The sequence below is a fragment of the Mesorhizobium sp. Primo-A genome (assembly GCF_003997175.1).
Classification (GTDB): domain Bacteria; phylum Pseudomonadota; class Alphaproteobacteria; order Rhizobiales; family Rhizobiaceae; genus Mesorhizobium; species Mesorhizobium ciceri.
Genome location: NZ_RZTG01000015.1, coordinates 175,878 through 191,319, shown reverse-complemented (window position 1 = coordinate 191,319; position 15,442 = coordinate 175,878). Strand labels below are relative to the sequence as shown.

Sequence of the window (15,442 nt, the reverse complement as noted above, 5' to 3'; positions counted from 1 at the left end):
AGCCTCGCGGCGTCGTCGGGAGTGGTCAGCAATGCCGAGGTGTAGGCGCCGATGGCGACGAAGCCGGCAAGGCCGACATTGAACAGGCCGGTCAGGCCCCACTGCAAATTGAGCCCCAGCGTGACCAGCGAAAAGATCAGCGCGGTGGTCAGGAAGAAGGCGCCGTAGCCGATCAGATCCATCAGCGTTCCCTCACACCAAACAGGCCGATCGGCCGCACGAACAGCACCGCCATCAGGATGATGAAGGAGACGGCGGCGCGCCATTCGGCGCCGATCAGCTGCACGGCACCGGCCTCGGCGAGCCCGATGATCAGGCCGCCGAGCACGGCGCCGGGGATGCTGCCGATGCCGCCGAGAATGGCGGCGGCAAACATCGGCAATAGCATGTCGAAGCCCATGAACGGGCGGATCTGCACCAGGATGCCGATCATCACGCCGGCCACGCAGGCCAGCGCCCCGCCGATGACCCAGGTGACGCGCACCACGCTGGCGACGTCGATGCCGACGATGCGGGCCAGTGCCGAGTTCTGGCTCAGGGCCTGCATCGAGCGGCCGGTCTGCGTGCGCGTCATCAACAGATGCACGGCGAGCACCAGCACCGCGGTCAGCAGCAAAAGCGCGATCTGGTCTGATGTGATGCGGATGCCGAAGCCGACCGGCATGGCGATCTGGATCGCCCGGCTGAAATAGGTCGGCCGCGAGGTGAAGGTGAATTCGAGCAGGCTTCTCAGCGCCATCGAGGCACCGAAGCTCGCCATCACCACGATGATCGCCTGGCCTTGCGAGCGCAGCCGCGAAAACAGCACCTTGTCGAGCAGCAGCGCCAGCAAAGCGGTGAACGCCATGCCGACGACCAGCGCGACAATCAGCGGCCAGCCGAAGGACAGCGGTGCGATCGGTGCCACCTTGCCGACTGTCGCGCCGATGGCGCTGACGACGGCCAGCGTCGCATAGGTGCCCCAGGCCATGAAGTCGCCATGGGCAAAGTTCGAGAAGCGCAGGATCGAATAGGTAAGCGTCACGCCGATGGCGCCCAGGCCGATCATCGAACCCGTCAGCAATCCGTCGACGACAAATTGCAAGCTCATGCCCCACCTCCTGTGCCGGACTTGCGGGGGCGCTGGCCGAGATAGAGTTCGGCGACCACCGGATCGTTCCACAGCTCGGAGGCAATGCCCTCGTGCCGGTCTTTGCCTTCGACCAGCACATAGGCGCGGTCGCCGATGGCGAGCGCTGCCTTGGCATTCTGTTCGACGAGCAGGATGGTGACGCCGGACTTGCGGATGTTTGCCAGCATCTCGAACACCATCGAGACGAATTTCGGCGACAGGCCGGCCGACGGCTCGTCTAGCACCAGCACCTTGGGGTGGACGATCAGCGCCCGCGCAACGGCGAGCATCTGCCGTTGTCCGCCCGAGAGGTTGCCGGCGGCGGTGCGGCGCTGGCGGACGAGATCGGGGAAGGCGGCATACATCTCCTCGGTGCGCGCAGGAATCTCGCGCCGCTCAAGGATGCCGCAAGCAACTCTGAGATTGTCCTCGACCGACATCAGTGGGAAGATGTTTTCGGTCTGCGGCACGAAGGCCAGCCCGAGGCGCACCATGGTGTGGGCCGGCGCGGCAGTGATGTCCTTCCCGTCCAGAAATACTGTGCCGCCGGTGATCGGGACGAGGCCGGCGATGGCCTTGATGAAGCTAGACTTGCCGGCGCCGTTGGGGCCGAGCACCACGACGATCTCGCCCTTGGCGACGGTGATCGAGGCGCCGCGCACGATCGGCACGCCGGGCTCGTAGCCGGCTTCGAGGTCGCGGACATCGAGAACGATCTCGCTCATGCTGCGCCTCCGAGATAGGCCTCGATGGCGCGCGGGTCGCGAGCGACCTCTTCGGCCGTGCCTTCGCTGAGCAACTGGCCGCTCGCCATGACGAGGACGCGATGGCAGAGCCGCGTCACCATGTCGATATTATGCTCGATCAGCAGGAAGGTGATACCGCGCGCATTGATGTCGCGGATGCGGTCGATGATGACTTCGAGCAGCGTCGCGTTGACGCCGGCCGCCGGTTCGTCGAGCAAGATGATCGCCGGATCGGCCATCATCACGCGGGCGAGTTCGAGCAGCTTGCGCTGACCGCCGGAAAGCACGCGCGCCGGCTCATGCGCGAGATGGGCGAGGGCGACCAGTTCCAGCAGTTCAAGCGCCTTTGTCCTGGCGGCCCTTTCCTGCGCGGCGACGCGCCATGGCGTGACGAAATTGGCAAGCAGCTTTTCGCCGGCCTGACCCTGCGCCGCCAGCATGATGTTTTCGATCAGCGTCAGGTTGGGCAGCGGGCGCGGGATCTGAAACGTGCGGCCAAGGCCACGGCCGATACGCAGATGTGCGGCTTCGCCCGAGACGCTCGTGCCGTTGAGAAGGATTTCGCCGCTGGTCGGCAATATGCTGCCGGCAAGCAGGTCGAACATCGTCGTCTTGCCGGCGCCGTTGGGGCCGATGAGGCCGAGGATTTCGCCCGCTTTGACGTTAAACGAGACGTCGTTGACCGCGACAAGGCCGCCGAACCGCCTGACGACATTCCTTGCCGTCAGAACCGGCGCGCGGATTTCCCCTTGCCGTTTGGTTGCCTCGCTCATCAAACCCTCTGGCCGAAGACGATCGCTGCCGCCTCCTGATTATGATTTGTGATCACACTTGCGTTGATCACGCTATTCGGCTTTAATTTCCTCCGCAAGCCGAAAACCGGCCACGAACGGAATTCCATGCAAAAGGCTGCCATCGAAAAGAACAACGAGGTGATCGCGGCCCAGCTTGCGCCGGTCGGCCGCGAGACCGTGCAGGACCGCGTGTATTCCGAGCTGCGCCGCGCCCTGATTGGCGGCCTGTTCGAACCGAGCCAGGTGCTGACCATCCGTGGCCTGGCTGACGCCTTGGTCACCTCGACCATGCCGGTGCGCGAGGCGCTCGGCCGGCTGATCACGGAAAAGGCGCTGGAGGCGCTGCCCAACCGTTCGGTGCGCGTGCCGCCGATCACGCTGGAACGCCTCGACGATCTCCTGCGGGCTCGCATCCTGATCGAGGGCGAGGCGATCGCGCTGGCCGCCGCCCGCATGGGTCCGCGCCAGATCGCCACCATCGAAACCATCCTCGCCGAATGGGACGAGATGCGGGCTTTGAAACACAAGAAGGACGTCGACCGCGAAGTGACGCTCAACCAGAGCTTTCATTTCGAGATCTACCGCTCCTGCGGTTCGGCCGTGCTGATCCCGATGATCGAGAGCCTGTGGCTGCAATCGGGTCCCTGCATTCGTGTCGCCATCTACGCCTTCTCGGAAGCCGGCGAGGTCGACACCGCCCAATATCACCGCCGCATCGTCACGGCGCTGTCCACGCAGGATGCGCAGGCGGCGCGCGAGTCGCTGGTCGCCGACATCAGCCGACCCTTCACCTTCCTGCGCAGCAAGCTGCAGGCCGCCGCCGTGAAAGACCAGACATGACCGCCATCAGGATCACCGAGCCGCGCTCGCAGCTTTCCGTAACGGCATTGCTGCTGCCCGAGAAGGCGCCGGAAAACGCTGCCTTCCTCTTGGCCTACCTCGGCACGCCACGCGTTGTTCCGGGCATCCATGCGATGTGGACGGGGCCTGAGATTTCCTGTCCGGTTCCATCAGCCGACCTCGAGGGCCAGGCCTATGCAAAACCGTTGCCGGCCGAGAACGCGACGCTGAACCCGCAGCCGGGCGACATCGTACTGTCCTACGTGCCGCCACGCATGTGGGGCGGCAATCCCAATGCGATCTTCGACATTGGCCTCTACTACGGGCAGGGCGCGCGGCTCTTGTTCCCGATAGGCTGGCTGGCCGGCAGTGTGGTGGCGCAGGTGCGCGTCGAAGAGCGTGACCGGTTCGCCGCCGCGTGCGGTGTCATCCGCCGCAACGGCGCCTGCGATGTCACCTTCAGCCTGATGGAGGCCTGACATGGCCGACGACGGTTTCGAGCTGTTCGACCTTCGCGTCGAGGCGATCATCCCCAAGGACAAACCTATCTATTGCGGCGCCAAGGAAGGCGACTATTTCGAGCTCAAGGGCGAGATGCTGTCGATGCCGGCAGGGCAGGGTTTTTCGATCTATTCGATCGCCGCCGTGTTGCCGCTGCTGGCAGCCAAGCAGCGCCCAACCCACCCGAACGACTGGATGACCTCGGACGCCGAGATCGCTTGTCCCGATCCCAATTGCGGCAGCCGGCTGCGGATCGTCAGGGCCGCCAAGCGGCGGTTCAGCCACGCCGAGACGACGGCGGTGCCGCTGCCGAAAGAGGATGACCTTAGATGACCGCCAAGACCTTCGAACTCGGCCCCGGCTACACCATCTCGCGCGTCATTCGCGGCGGCTGGCAGCTGGCTGGCGGCCACGGCGCCATTGATCGCAGCCAGGCGGTGGCCGATCTGATCGCCACTTTCGATGCCGGCATCTGGACCTATGATTGCGCCGACATCTACACCGGCGTCGAGGAGCTGATCGGTGCCGCGCGCCTGCAGCTGGCCAGCGAGCGCGGCCTCGACGTCGCGGCCCGGATGAAGGTGCACACCAAGCTGGTGCCCGACCTCGAACGGCTGGCCAGTATCAGCCGCGACTACATCAGGCGCATCGTCGACCAGTCATTGCGGCGGCTGAAGACCGAGCGGCTCGATCTCGTGCAGTTCCATTGGTGGGACTATGAACAGCCGCGCTATGTCGATGCCATGGGCTGGCTCAACGAGCTTCGGTTGGAGGGCAAGGTGCGCAATCTCGGCACCACCAATTTCGACACGCCAAGGCTCGCCGAGATACTCGCTGCCGGCATCCCACTGGTCAGCCAGCAACTGCAATATTCCGTGCTCGACCAGCGCCCGGGCAACAGCCTGGCCGCGCTCGCAAAACAGAACGGCGTCAGCTTCCTCTGCTATGGCTCAGTTGCCGGCGGCTTCCTCAGCAACAAATGGCTCGGTGCGGCCGAGCCCGCCACGCCGCTCGAAAACCGCTCGCTGGTCAAGTACAAGCTGATCATCGATGATTTTGGCGGCTGGGAGCTGTTCCAGCACCTGCTGCAGGCGCTGAAGGCCGTTGGCGACCGCCACGGCGTTGACGTCGCCACCATCGCCAGCGCCTGGGTGCTGGAGCAGCCGCAAGTGGCGGCGGTCATCGTCGGCGCCCGCAACCAGGCCCACGCCATCGCCAATGCGAAAATCATGGACGTTGCGCTCGACGCCGAGGACCGGGAGCGGATTGCGGCCGTCATCGCGCAAGGCACCGGCCTCGAAGGTGACGTCTACACGCTGGAGCGCGACCGCCGCGGCCGCCACGGTTCGATCATGCATTACAACCTCAATGCGGGGAAGAAATGAGCGGCGAACCCTCCCTGTTTTCACGCGCCAGCGCCGAAATCATCGACCTGCACCGCTTCTTCGTCGACTGGTTCGTCGCCGCGCGAGCCAACACGGTGGACTTCGGCCGCTTCGAACGCGCCATGGGCAAGGACCTCAGCATGGTGGCGCCGGACGGGCAGATCCTCGATCGCGAAGCGGTCGTCGACCATGTCCGCGCAAGCCGTGCTTCCTGCGACGATGGTTTCGCCATTTCGATCGAGGACATCCGGCCCGGCTGGCAGGACGCGGATATTATCGTCGTCCTCTATGTCGAAGCGCAGCTGCGCGCAGGCAAGCACAGCCGCCGTCAATCGAGCGCCGTCTTCACCACCAGTTCATCGGCGCCCAACGGCGTCGAATGGCGACATCTGCATGAAACCTGGCTGCAGGTGCCGGAACGCTGAACAAGCTCCAGAGTTCAAATACAGTCGAGTAACGAAAGGGGAACAACAATGACAAAGACGATACTCCAACTCACCACAGCGCTGGCCCTCGTCACGATGGCGGGTGCTGCTCAGGCCGCCGACTGCAAGATCACCGTCGGCCTCGTCATGGAGCTGACCGGCCCGGCCGGTGAATACGGCCAGGCCGGCGCCAAGTCGGTCGAGATGGCCTTCCGCGACATCAACGGAGCCGGCGGAGTGCGCGGCTGCGATCTCGTCACCGACACGCGCGACAGCCAGAGCCAGGGCAACATCGCGGTCGACGCCGCCACTCAGCTTGTGCAGGTCAAGAAAGTGCCTGTGATCATCGGCGGCATCATTTCTTCGGTGTCGATCCCAATCCTGACATCGGTCACGGCACCGGCCAAGATCGTCCAGGTCTCCCCGGCATCGTCCTCGCCGACGCTCACCGCGCTCGGCCGCGACGGCAAGACCAACGGCATCTTCTTCCGCACCATCACCTCCGATGCGCTACAGGGTGTCGCCGCCGCCAAATATGCCATCGACAAGGGTTTCAAGAAGCTGTCGATCATCCACGTCAACAACGATTTCGGCGTCAACATGGTGGCCGAATTCTCGCGTGCCTACAAAGCGCTCGGCGGCACCATCGTCTCCGACACGCCTTACAATGAAAAGCAGTCGAGCTATGCCTCCGAAGTCACCGCGGCAATGGCCGGTGAACCGGACGGTCTCTACCTCGTCAGCACACCGGTCGACGGCGCCACGGTCGCCCGCACCTGGATCTCGCAGGGCGGCGTGCAGAAATTCCTGCTCAATGACGGCATGAACAGCCCGGACTTCATCGAATCCGTCGGCGCCGATTATCTGAAGGAAGCTTACGGCACGTCGTCCGGCACCAGCCCGACGGCCTCGACGGAGTATTTCACCAAGAACTATAAGGAATTCTCCGGCATCGAACCGACCAATCCGGCAGCCGACCGTTCCTATGACGCCGGCGCGATTGTTGGCCTCGCCATCGCCATTGCCGGCTCTGAGGACCCGGCCAAGATCAAGGACGCGATGTACAAGGCGGTCGATCCGGCCGGCACGCCGATCTTTGCTGGCAAGGAAGAGTTCGCCAAGGCGCTCGGCCTGATCAAGGACGGCAAGCCGATCCGCTACGAAGGCGTCATCGGCCCGGTCGCCTTCGATAAATATGGCGACATCACAGGCCCGTTCCGGCTGTGGAAGATCGTCGACGGCAAGGTAGCGACGGACGGTGAAATGACCACCGACGATGTCAACGCCTTGCAGGCCAAGCTTCAGTAAGCATCATTCCGTTTGGTCCGGCATCGATTATGTCAGCATCGATGCCGGGCCAAGAATATGGTTGCCTCATTGCGGCGCTCTTGCCCGGCACTCACGTCCGTTCCGTCGCAACTTGCCTGGGGATGAGAAAGCGGGCGGCGAGCACGCAGAGCAGCACGGTGAACATCAGGATCAGCGCCACCAGCGCATTGATATCGGGTGAGAAGCCAAGCCGCATCATCGCCCACAGCCTGACCGGCAGCGTGCTTTGCGTGCCAGTGACCAGGATGGTGATCATGGTCTCGTCGAATGACAGGGCGAAGGCCAGGATGGCGCCGCCGACCATGGCGCTCGACAGGTTCGGCAGGATGATGCGCCAGAAGGTCTGCCAGCCCGTGGCACCGAGATCGTAGGACGCTTCAACCAGCGTGCGGCTCATCGACTGCAGCCGCATCAGTACCGTGCGGTAGACTATCGCCAACACGAAAACCGTATGGCCGATAACGACCGTCAGCAGCGAGCGTTCGAGGCCGATCTCGCGGAAGAAGATCAGCAGCGCCAGGCCGCTGATGATCGGCGGCATCAGGAACGGCAGGAAGATGATGAACTGCAGCAGCGAGCGTCCGGAACGGCGCCCATGATAATAGAGCGCCAGCAGCGTTCCGCTGACCACCGACAGGATGACGGTGCAGACGCCGACGATCAGCGTCGTGCGCAGAGCGACCAATATGTCGTGGTTTTCAGCCAGCGCCACATAGGTCGACAGGGTCGGCGACGACCAGTCGACGGAGCCATGCGAAATGGTGAAGAACGACGACACGATCGGCACGAACAGTGGGCTGTAGAGCAGCACCGCAACCAGTGTCGTGATCACGGCCAGAAAGATCGTGGACAGTCGGGGCAGGGCGCTCATACCGAAGTCCCCGGGTTGCGGCCAAAGCGTTCGCCGACGAGGATTGCGGCGATCACCACGACGGCCAGCGCCACCGACAGCGCCGCGCCGAACGGCCAGTTATAGGCCGTGCCGAACTGGCTGTAGAGGATGCGGCCGAAGGTGAAGCCGCTGATGCCGCCGACCATTTGCGGCGTCAGGAAATCGCCGATCGCCAGCACGAAGACGAAGCTCGCCGCCGAAGCGACGCCGGGCAGGCTGAGCGGCAAGGTGATGCGCAGGAAGGTCTGCAAGCCGCTCGCGCCGAGATCGTCGGATGCGCGCAGCAGCACCTGCGGAATCCGCTCCAGCGACAGGAAGATCGGCAGGATGGCGAAGGGGATCAGGAGCAGGGTCAGCGTCAAAAGGATGGCGTTCATGTTGAACACAAAAAGCGTCGACGGTTCCTGCAGGATACCAAGCGCCACCAGCGCCTTGTTGAGGAAGCCGTTGAGGCCCAGGATGCTGCGGATCGCATAGATCTTGATGACGTAGCTCATCAGCAGTGGCACCAGCAGCAGCATCAGCAAGGCGTAGCGCCAGCGGCCTTTCAGCGTCGTCAGGAAATAGGCGGCGGGATAGGCAAGCAGGATGCAGATGATGGCCACCGACACGCACAGCACGATGGTGTTCCAGAACACCGGCAGAAAGACCGGATCGGTGAAGAACCTGACATAGTTGCCCAGCGACAAGCCGTAGACGATCGTGCCCTGGTCGACGCTGAAGAAACTGTAGCCGAGGAAGATCGCCAGCGGCACCAGGACGAAGACCACCGGCAAGGCAAACGCCAGCACCGTCACCAGCAGTGACAGCCGTCTTTCCGCAGGCAGTGTCGATCCGGCTTCGCTCATGCCAGCACCAGATGGCCTTCATGCGGCGCAAACGAAAGCGATACAGCCTCGCCGGATTTGAGCGCGCTGCCGTCGACGCGGCTAGGCACGCGCAGCCGCAAGCGCTGCGCGGCATTGTCGGCGCCGGCCATGATGGTGGCGACGGTCGACGAGCCGGCAAAGGCCAGATCGGAGATCGTGCCGGAAAAACGGTTGTCGGTGTCCTTTGCATCCGCAAGGTGCAAGGCTTCTGGACGGAACGCGGCGTAAGCGCTGGCGCCTTCCGCTGCGGCTTTCAAATGCGGCTGGTCGCTGATCGAACAGATGAGGCGCCCGAGCGCCGTCTCGATCGATCGCAGCTCGCCCTGGACCGGTCCGAGTTTCCCGGCCACCAGATTGTTCTCGCCGAAGAAACGCGCGACGAATTCGCAATTCGGTCTGTAGTAAAGGTCGTGCGGCGTGCCGAGCTGGCGGATATGGCCGGCCTCCATGACGCAGATCCGGTCGGCCATGCCGATGGCTTCTTCCTGGTCATGGGTGACGAACAGGAAGGTGGTCCTGATTTCGCGCTGGATGGACTTTAGGAACACCTGCATCTGCCGGCGCAGTTCGAGGTCGAGTGCGGCGAGCGGCTCATCGAGCAGGATCAGGCGCGGCTGGCAGATCAGCGCACGGGCGAGTGCGACGCGCTGGCGCTGACCGCCGGAGAGCTGCGCCGGAAAGCGGTCGGCGAAACGCCCGAGCTGGACCAGTTCCAGCGCCTCCGCGACTCGGCGCGCGATTTCCTTGCGCTGGACATGGCGAACCGAAAGCCCGTAACCGACATTGCCGGAAACGGTCAGGTGCGGGAACAGCGCATAGTCCTGAAACACGGTGTTGAACGGCCGCCGGTTGATCGGCATGCGGCTGATGTCTTGCCCATCCAGGCGTATCTCGCCCGACGTCAGGGGTTCCAGCCCGCCGATCAGCCGCAGCACCGTGGTCTTGCCGGAGCCGGATGGTCCAAGAACGGTGAGGAACTCACCGTCCTTGATCGACAGGTCGATGTCGTGCAGCACGGGGACCGTGCCGTAGGATTTCGAGACGGACCGCAGCGTCAAGAGGTCGGTGTTCTGGTTCATGAAATACTCTCGCATACGCTTCGGCGGTCCGGAACCTCCGGACCGCCGGGTCCTTCGAAGGCAGAGGGCACAAAGATCAGGGCGTTGCCTTGACCTCGTTCCACATGTCCGAACGCTTGAGCGGGTCCTCGACATTGTTGAGCCAGACCAGCTTGTCGTTGCCGCCGGCGCTGCCGGTTTCCGTCACCGTGTTGCCGAAGCCGGTGCGCTCGGAAAGCTCGCCGCCGACCCTCTTGCTCAGCATGAAATCGATCCATTTCTCGGCTGCCGCATTATCACGGACACCCTTGGAAATGACCCAGTTGTCGAGCCAGGCAAGCGCGCCCTCGCTCGGATTGACATAGGCGACATGGGCGCCGATCTTCTGCAGCGCCTTGACCTGCTGCTGGCCGTAATTGGCCCAGATCAGGGCCACATCATTGTTTTGGTAGATCTGCTGCGCCTCGTCGGCGGTGGTGTAGAAGCTGAGCACGTTGCGCTTGAGTTCGACCAGCTTGGCCTTGACTGCAGCCATCTGCTCTTCATTGAGGTTGAACGGATCCTTGTAGCCGAGCGTCAGTGCGGTGAACGAGAAATTGTGCTCGCCATTATCATACGCCAGCACCTTGCCCTTGTAGGCCGGGTCCCACAGAACCGACATCGAGGTCGGCGCCGGCTTGATCTTGTCGGTGTCGTAGATCAGGCCGATGGAGTCGAAGCAGAACGGAATGCCGTAGACCTTGCCGTCCTTGGTCACGCCGCTGACCGCCGTCAGGTCGCGGAAGCGCGGCAGCACGTCTTTCTGGTTGGCGAGCTTGGTGACGTCGATCGGCGACACCAGGTCAGCCTTGATGTAGCGCTGCAACTGGGCGGTGTTGACAGCAAAGACGTCGAAGTCCTGGCCCTCGCTGCCCTTGATCTTGGCCCAGATCTCGTCGTCGCTGCCGATGAAGACGACATCGACGCCGATGCCGGTCGCGGCGGTGAAGTCCTTGACCCAGTCGGCATCGGCGTAGCCGTCCCAGGCCAGTACCCGAAGGTTCGCGGCGAGCGCCGCCGATGTCATCAGGCCGATGCTGAGCCCGATTGTCGCTAGTCTTAAAAACGCTTTCCTCAGTCCCATTTTTAATCTCCCATTATCGTTCTGGTGGACCGTAATTTTCGGGCCTGCGCCGTCACAGCTGGGTAACAGCGACCAGTCCCTCGTCCGGCACCGACACCATCCGGTTGCGCAGTGGCTTGCCGAACGTCTGTGCCTGGATTTCATACTCGTCGCCGGAAGCCGTCTTGACGCCGGAGGCGTAGCTCATCACCGCCGCGCCGAAGAAATAGGCGTGCAGGTCGCCCGCCCTGCGGTGCATCGGGTAGCGGAAATGGAAGTGTTCGAGATTGGCGATCGAGTGCGACATGTGCGCTTCACCCGACAGGAACTCCTGCTCCCAGATAACAGTGCCGTTGCGTAGGATGCGCGAATGGCCGCGCACTTCTTCGGGCAGGTCACCGATCAGCAGTTCCGGACCAATCGAGCAGGAGCGCAGCTTGGAATGGGCGAGATAAAGGTAGTTCTCGCCCTCCGTCACGTGGTCGGAATATTCGTTTCCGAGCGCATAGCCGATGCGATAGGGATGGCCATCGGGTCCATTGACATAAAGCCCGACGATCTCGGCTTCCTCTGCACCGGCTTTCGCGAATGCCGGCATCGGCAGCGGTGCGCCGGGCGGGACAACGCAGGTGCCGACGCCCTTGAAGAACCACTCTGGCTGAATCCCGATCTTGCCGGAGCCAGGCTTGCCGCCCTCCAGCCCCATGCGGAAGATTTTCAAGGAATCGGATTCGTCGGCACCTTCGCCATGGGTCAGAACATGCATCTGGTTGCGCGCGGCGGCACTTCCGGTGTGGGTGAGGCCGGTGCCGGTGACCAGGAAGCGCGCCGGTTCGGGATGGTCGACCGGAGCGAGCACCTGCCCATCGCGCAACAGTTGGTCGTAGTCGATTTTCGCCGTGCCGGTCCGCTTCTCGACCAGCGCTGCGATCGACGTGCCCTGGGCAATTGCCGCTTCGGCCAGTTCCAGCACGCTGCTGGTCTTTTCGAGCGGGTGCAGATGATTGCCGTCATCGCAGACGCGGCCCACCCGTCTGCTGCCGTCGGCCATTCTGAACTGAACAAGACGCATGAACTAACCTTCTTCCTTTGAAACCGTACGGATCACACCCAGCCCGCATCGACGATGAACTGCTGGCTCGTGCACATGCGGCTGTCGTCGGCGGCGAGGAACAGCGCCATGCGCGCGATATCGGAGGGTTGCAGCCGGTCGGGCAGGCACTGCCTTTCCGCGATCTGGCGTTCGCCGGCCGGGTCCAGCCACAGGCGCATCTGGCGCTCTGTCATCACCCAGCCCGGCACCATGCAGTTGACGCGGATGCGCTCAGGGCCAAGCTCGCGGGCCAGCGCCCGCGTCATGCCGTAAATACCCGCTTTCGCGGTGACATAGGCTGGGCAATCCGGATCGCCGACCATCCAGGTGATGGAGCCGAAGTTGATGATCGAGCCGCCGCCCTGCGCGCTCATCTGCGGACGCACTGCCTGCGCCGCGAAAAACTGGTGGCGCAGATTGACCGCCATGCGGTCGTCCCAATAGGCAACCGTCACATCCTTGGTCTGGTGGCGGTCGTCATTGCCGGCATTGTTGCACAGCGCTTGGATGGGGCCATTGTGCTGCATTGCCTGCACGGTTGCCGCCTGCAACTCTTCGACGTTGCGCAGGTCGCATGGAATGAACAGCGGCGCGGCATGTCCGTCGGCCGCAATCGCGTCGACCAGACGTTGGGATGGTTCTTCGGCCATGTCAACGAAGGCGACGCGGCTGCCCTGGGCGCAGAAATGGCGCACCAGGCTTTCGCCGATGCCGCTGCCGCCGCCTGTTATGAAGACGCTGCGGCCCTTGAGGCTTGGATAGATCGCGTAGCCGATTTCATCCGTCATCGCGCGCCTCTCTAGTGCGAATGTCGAGGAATGCCGGCATCGCGCCGGCCGACGAGAAAGTCGAAATCGCAGCCCTTGTCGGCCTGCAGCACGCGCTCGACATAAAGGCTCTGGTAGCCGCCCTCCGGCGACGCCGGCGGCTTCCAGTCACGCCGGCGGATGGCGAGCTCCTCTTCCGACACCAAAAGTTCCAACCGGCGGCCGGCGACGTCGAGCTCGATGAGGTCGCCGTCGCGCACCAGCGCCAGCGCGCCGCCTGCGGCTGCTTCCGGCGCCACATGCAGAACCACGGTGCCGTAGGCGGTGCCGCTCATGCGCGCGTCCGAAATGCGCACCATGTCGGAGATGCCTAGCTTGAGCAGTTTGGCCGGCAGCGGCATGTTGCCGACCTCGGCCATTCCGGGATAACCGCGCGGCCCGCAGTTCTTCAGCACCATCACCGAGGTGGCGTCGATGTCCAACTCCGGATCGTCGATGCGGGCGTAGTAATGCTCGATGTTTTCGAACACCACCGCCTTGCCGCGATGCTGCATCAGCTCGGGCGTTGCCGCGGACGGCTTGATGACCGCGCCGTCAGGCGCCAGATTGCCGCGCAGGATCGAAATGCCGCCTTCCTTGGTCAGCGGCTGGCTCAGCGGCCGGATCACCTCGCTGTTGTAGTTCGGCGCGCCGTCGATCAATTCACCGATGGTCTTGGCGCTGACGGTCATGGCGTCGCGATGAAGAAGCCCCACTTCATCAAGCGACGCCATGACCGCAGCTAGCCCCCCGGCGTAGTAGAAATCTTCCATCAGGAACCGGCCCGACGGCATCAAATCGACAATAGTTGGAACGTCACGACCTAGGCGGTCCCAGTCTTCGAGGCTGAGATCGACACCGATCCGGTTGGCGATGGCGATCAGATGCAGCACCGCATTGGTCGAGCCACCGATCGCGCCGTTGACGCGAATGGCGTTCTCGAACGCTTGCCTGGTGAGGATCTCCGCGATCCTAACGTCCCTGCGCACCAGATCGACGATCTGGCGTCCGGCCATCTGGGCGAGCACGCCACGGCGCGAATCCACCGCCGGGATCGCGGCATTGTCCGGCATGCCGATGCCGAGCGCTTCGACCATGCTGGCCATGGTCGAGGCTGTGCCCATCGTCATGCAGCTGCCCGCCGATCGGCTTTGGCCCTGCTCGGCGGCGAGAAAGTCGGCAACCGGCATGCGGCCGGCTTTAACCTCCTCGGCGAATTTCCAGACATGGGTGCCCGAGCCGATATCCTGTCCGCGGAACTTGCCGTTGAGCATCGGCCCGCCGGAAACGGCGATGGTCGGCAGGTTGCACGACGCAGCCCCCATCAGCAGCGCCGGTGTGGTCTTGTCGCAACCGACCAGCAGGATGACGCCATCGATCGGATTGCCGCGGATGGACTCTTCGACATCCATGCTGACCAGATTGCGAAACAGCATGGCGGTGGGGCGCATGTTGCTCTCGCCCAGCGACATCACCGGGAATTCGAGCGGCAGGCCGCCGGCTTCATAGACGCCGCGCTTGACGTGGTCCGCCAGCGCCCGCAGGTGGGCATTGCACGGGGTCAATTCCGACCAGGTGTTGCAGATGCCGATCACCGGGCGGCCGTCGAAAGCGTCGGCGGGAATGCCCTGGTTCTTCATCCAGCTGCGGTGCATGAAGGCGTTCTTGCCCTCACCGCCGAACCAGGCCTCGGACCGCAGTTTGCGTTTGGTGTCGGTCACGATGTCTGTTCCCGTTCCTGGCGGCGCTTGTTGCGGTTTTCGACGCTGCGGCGCACGTCCTCCTCGGCATTGTCGATGAGGACCAGCAGCGCCTTTTGTGCGCCGGTCGCGTCGCCGGCGGCGATCTTTTCGGCGACTTCCCGGTGCAGCGGCAATGAGGGGCGCTGCCCTTCCGGATTGTCGTTGGAAAGACGAAAGCTCGTCACCAATGCGGTTTCGACCAGTGCCGCCAGCGAGCCGATCAGCTCATTGCCGGTCATGCGCAGTATGGTCTGGTGGAACAAAAGGTCAGGCTTGGCGAAGCGGTCGCCGTCGTCGACCACCGCCTCCATTTCGACCAGAGCTGCATTGATCTCGGCGATCTGCGATGGCGTGGCGCGCTGGGCCGCAAGCGCTGCCGACATCGGCTCGATGGCCCTGCGCAATTCGAACAGCGCCCGGACATCGTCGGCGCTGACACCGCTGGCATAGCGCCATGACAGGACGTCCGGGTCGAGGAAATTCCAGTCGGCACGAGGACGCACCCTTGTGCCGGTCTTCGGCCGCGATTCGACCAGCCCCTTGCCCGCCAACACCTTGATCGCCTCGCGCAGCACCGTGCGGCTGACCCCCAGCATCTCGCTTGAATCGTCGGCATTGGGCAGTGCCTCGCCGGGCAGGAAATCGCCTTGAACGATGCGCAATCCGATTTGCTCGACGACGGTCGCATGCAGAGCGGTGGAGCCGCTGGAAACCGCCACCGCGACTCTCGACGTACGCGCCATACTGAA

At 63.6% G+C, this 15,442-nt stretch carries 17 protein-coding genes and 1 pseudogene; 6 read left to right on the top strand and 12 right to left on the bottom strand.

Going from position 1 to position 15,442, the window contains the following annotated elements; all coding sequences use genetic code 11:
* The 4 genes and pseudogenes from EOC83_RS26600 to EOC83_RS26585 form a co-directional block, all read right to left on the bottom strand.
* Positions 1-185: pseudogene (locus tag EOC83_RS26600) on the bottom strand (branched-chain amino acid ABC transporter permease); the annotation flags it as partial.
* The gene (locus tag EOC83_RS26595) at positions 182-1,090 is read right to left on the bottom strand and encodes a branched-chain amino acid ABC transporter permease (protein WP_063167566.1); all 909 of its coding nucleotides are present in this window, start codon (positions 1,088-1,090) and stop codon (positions 182-184) included. The pseudogene EOC83_RS26600 and the gene EOC83_RS26595, both read right to left, overlap by 4 nt.
* Complete coding sequence (locus EOC83_RS26590) at positions 1,087-1,836, bottom strand: ABC transporter ATP-binding protein (RefSeq protein WP_063167567.1); 750 nt, start codon at positions 1,834-1,836, stop codon at positions 1,087-1,089. The genes EOC83_RS26595 and EOC83_RS26590 overlap by 4 nt, the downstream gene beginning before the upstream one ends.
* A complete protein-coding gene (locus EOC83_RS26585) occupies positions 1,833-2,630 on the bottom strand; it encodes an ABC transporter ATP-binding protein (RefSeq protein WP_063167568.1) in 798 nt (265 codons plus the stop codon). The genes EOC83_RS26590 and EOC83_RS26585 overlap by 4 nt, the downstream gene beginning before the upstream one ends.
* Before the next feature lie 126 nt (positions 2,631-2,756).
* Between EOC83_RS26585 and EOC83_RS26580 the strand changes: the two genes are divergently transcribed.
* From EOC83_RS26580 to EOC83_RS26555, 6 genes are read left to right on the top strand one after another with little or no spacing between them, the layout of a single operon-like run.
* Positions 2,757-3,491 (top strand): GntR family transcriptional regulator, encoded by a 735-nt coding sequence (locus tag EOC83_RS26580; RefSeq protein WP_082826661.1) that lies wholly within the window; start codon positions 2,757-2,759, stop codon positions 3,489-3,491.
* On the top strand, positions 3,488-3,970 hold the full coding sequence (locus tag EOC83_RS26575; RefSeq protein ID WP_013532979.1) for a DUF3830 family protein: 483 nt from the start codon (positions 3,488-3,490) through the stop codon (positions 3,968-3,970). Before EOC83_RS26580 ends, EOC83_RS26575 begins: the two co-directional genes overlap by 4 nt.
* Position 3,971: 1 nt before the next feature.
* A complete protein-coding gene (locus EOC83_RS26570; RefSeq protein WP_013532978.1) occupies positions 3,972-4,325 on the top strand; it encodes a TIGR04076 family protein in 354 nt (117 codons plus the stop codon).
* Positions 4,322-5,377, top strand: a complete 1,056-nt coding sequence (locus EOC83_RS26565; protein ID WP_063167569.1) for an aldo/keto reductase — start codon at positions 4,322-4,324, stop codon at positions 5,375-5,377. Before EOC83_RS26570 ends, EOC83_RS26565 begins: the two co-directional genes overlap by 4 nt.
* Complete coding sequence (locus EOC83_RS26560; RefSeq protein ID WP_063167570.1) at positions 5,374-5,802, top strand: DUF4440 domain-containing protein; 429 nt, start codon at positions 5,374-5,376, stop codon at positions 5,800-5,802. The genes EOC83_RS26565 and EOC83_RS26560 overlap by 4 nt, the downstream gene beginning before the upstream one ends.
* Positions 5,803-5,850: 48 nt before the next feature.
* The gene (locus tag EOC83_RS26555; protein ID WP_013532975.1) at positions 5,851-7,110 is read left to right on the top strand and encodes an ABC transporter substrate-binding protein; all 1,260 of its coding nucleotides are present in this window, start codon (positions 5,851-5,853) and stop codon (positions 7,108-7,110) included.
* 91 nt (positions 7,111-7,201) lie between these two features.
* Here EOC83_RS26555 and EOC83_RS26550 read toward each other — a convergent pair whose 3' ends face one another.
* The 8 genes from EOC83_RS26550 to EOC83_RS26515 form a co-directional block, all read right to left on the bottom strand.
* A complete protein-coding gene (locus EOC83_RS26550) occupies positions 7,202-8,002 on the bottom strand; it encodes an ABC transporter permease (RefSeq protein WP_063167571.1) in 801 nt (266 codons plus the stop codon).
* Positions 7,999-8,871, bottom strand: a complete 873-nt coding sequence (locus EOC83_RS26545) for an ABC transporter permease (protein WP_063167572.1) — start codon at positions 8,869-8,871, stop codon at positions 7,999-8,001. The genes EOC83_RS26550 and EOC83_RS26545 overlap by 4 nt, the downstream gene beginning before the upstream one ends.
* The gene (locus tag EOC83_RS26540) at positions 8,868-9,971 is read right to left on the bottom strand and encodes an ABC transporter ATP-binding protein (RefSeq protein ID WP_063167573.1); all 1,104 of its coding nucleotides are present in this window, start codon (positions 9,969-9,971) and stop codon (positions 8,868-8,870) included. The genes EOC83_RS26545 and EOC83_RS26540 overlap by 4 nt, the downstream gene beginning before the upstream one ends.
* 76 nt (positions 9,972-10,047) lie before the next feature.
* Positions 10,048-11,073, bottom strand: a complete 1,026-nt coding sequence (locus EOC83_RS26535) for an ABC transporter substrate-binding protein (protein ID WP_063167574.1) — start codon at positions 11,071-11,073, stop codon at positions 10,048-10,050.
* A 52-nt stretch (positions 11,074-11,125) separates the two neighbouring features.
* Complete coding sequence (gene araD1 / locus EOC83_RS26530) at positions 11,126-12,124, bottom strand: AraD1 family protein (protein WP_063167575.1); 999 nt, start codon at positions 12,122-12,124, stop codon at positions 11,126-11,128.
* 32 nt (positions 12,125-12,156) lie between these two features.
* Positions 12,157-12,933 (bottom strand): SDR family oxidoreductase, encoded by a 777-nt coding sequence (locus EOC83_RS26525; protein ID WP_063167576.1) that lies wholly within the window; start codon positions 12,931-12,933, stop codon positions 12,157-12,159.
* Positions 12,934-12,944: 11 nt separating this feature from the next.
* Positions 12,945-14,672, bottom strand: a complete 1,728-nt coding sequence (locus tag EOC83_RS26520) for an IlvD/Edd family dehydratase (RefSeq protein ID WP_063167577.1) — start codon at positions 14,670-14,672, stop codon at positions 12,945-12,947.
* On the bottom strand, positions 14,669-15,412 hold the full coding sequence (locus tag EOC83_RS26515; RefSeq protein ID WP_082826662.1) for a FadR/GntR family transcriptional regulator: 744 nt from the start codon (positions 15,410-15,412) through the stop codon (positions 14,669-14,671). The genes EOC83_RS26520 and EOC83_RS26515 overlap by 4 nt, the downstream gene beginning before the upstream one ends.
* Positions 15,413-15,442 lie beyond the last annotated feature (30 nt).

Coding starts and splice junctions, on each gene's coding strand:
- EOC83_RS26595 (WP_063167566.1), bottom strand. CDS start 1,090: ATGAGCTTGCAATTTGTCGTCGACGGATTGCTGACGGGTTCGATGATC.
- EOC83_RS26580 (WP_082826661.1), top strand. CDS start 2,757: ATGCAAAAGGCTGCCATCGAAAAGAACAACGAGGTGATCGCGGCCCAG.
- EOC83_RS26540 (WP_063167573.1), bottom strand. CDS start 9,971: ATGAACCAGAACACCGACCTCTTGACGCTGCGGTCCGTCTCGAAATCC.
- EOC83_RS26590 (WP_063167567.1), bottom strand. CDS start 1,836: ATGAGCGAGATCGTTCTCGATGTCCGCGACCTCGAAGCCGGCTACGAG.
- EOC83_RS26545 (WP_063167572.1), bottom strand. CDS start 8,871: ATGAGCGAAGCCGGATCGACACTGCCTGCGGAAAGACGGCTGTCACTG.
- EOC83_RS26550 (WP_063167571.1), bottom strand. CDS start 8,002: ATGAGCGCCCTGCCCCGACTGTCCACGATCTTTCTGGCCGTGATCACG.
- EOC83_RS26570 (WP_013532978.1), top strand. CDS start 3,972: ATGGCCGACGACGGTTTCGAGCTGTTCGACCTTCGCGTCGAGGCGATC.
- EOC83_RS26555 (WP_013532975.1), top strand. CDS start 5,851: ATGACAAAGACGATACTCCAACTCACCACAGCGCTGGCCCTCGTCACG.
- EOC83_RS26525 (WP_063167576.1), bottom strand. CDS start 12,933: ATGACGGATGAAATCGGCTACGCGATCTATCCAAGCCTCAAGGGCCGC.
- EOC83_RS26565 (WP_063167569.1), top strand. CDS start 4,322: ATGACCGCCAAGACCTTCGAACTCGGCCCCGGCTACACCATCTCGCGC.
- EOC83_RS26560 (WP_063167570.1), top strand. CDS start 5,374: ATGAGCGGCGAACCCTCCCTGTTTTCACGCGCCAGCGCCGAAATCATC.
- araD1 (WP_063167575.1), bottom strand. CDS start 12,124: ATGCGTCTTGTTCAGTTCAGAATGGCCGACGGCAGCAGACGGGTGGGC.
- EOC83_RS26535 (WP_063167574.1), bottom strand. CDS start 11,073: ATGGGACTGAGGAAAGCGTTTTTAAGACTAGCGACAATCGGGCTCAGC.
- EOC83_RS26585 (WP_063167568.1), bottom strand. CDS start 2,630: ATGAGCGAGGCAACCAAACGGCAAGGGGAAATCCGCGCGCCGGTTCTG.
- EOC83_RS26575 (WP_013532979.1), top strand. CDS start 3,488: ATGACCGCCATCAGGATCACCGAGCCGCGCTCGCAGCTTTCCGTAACG.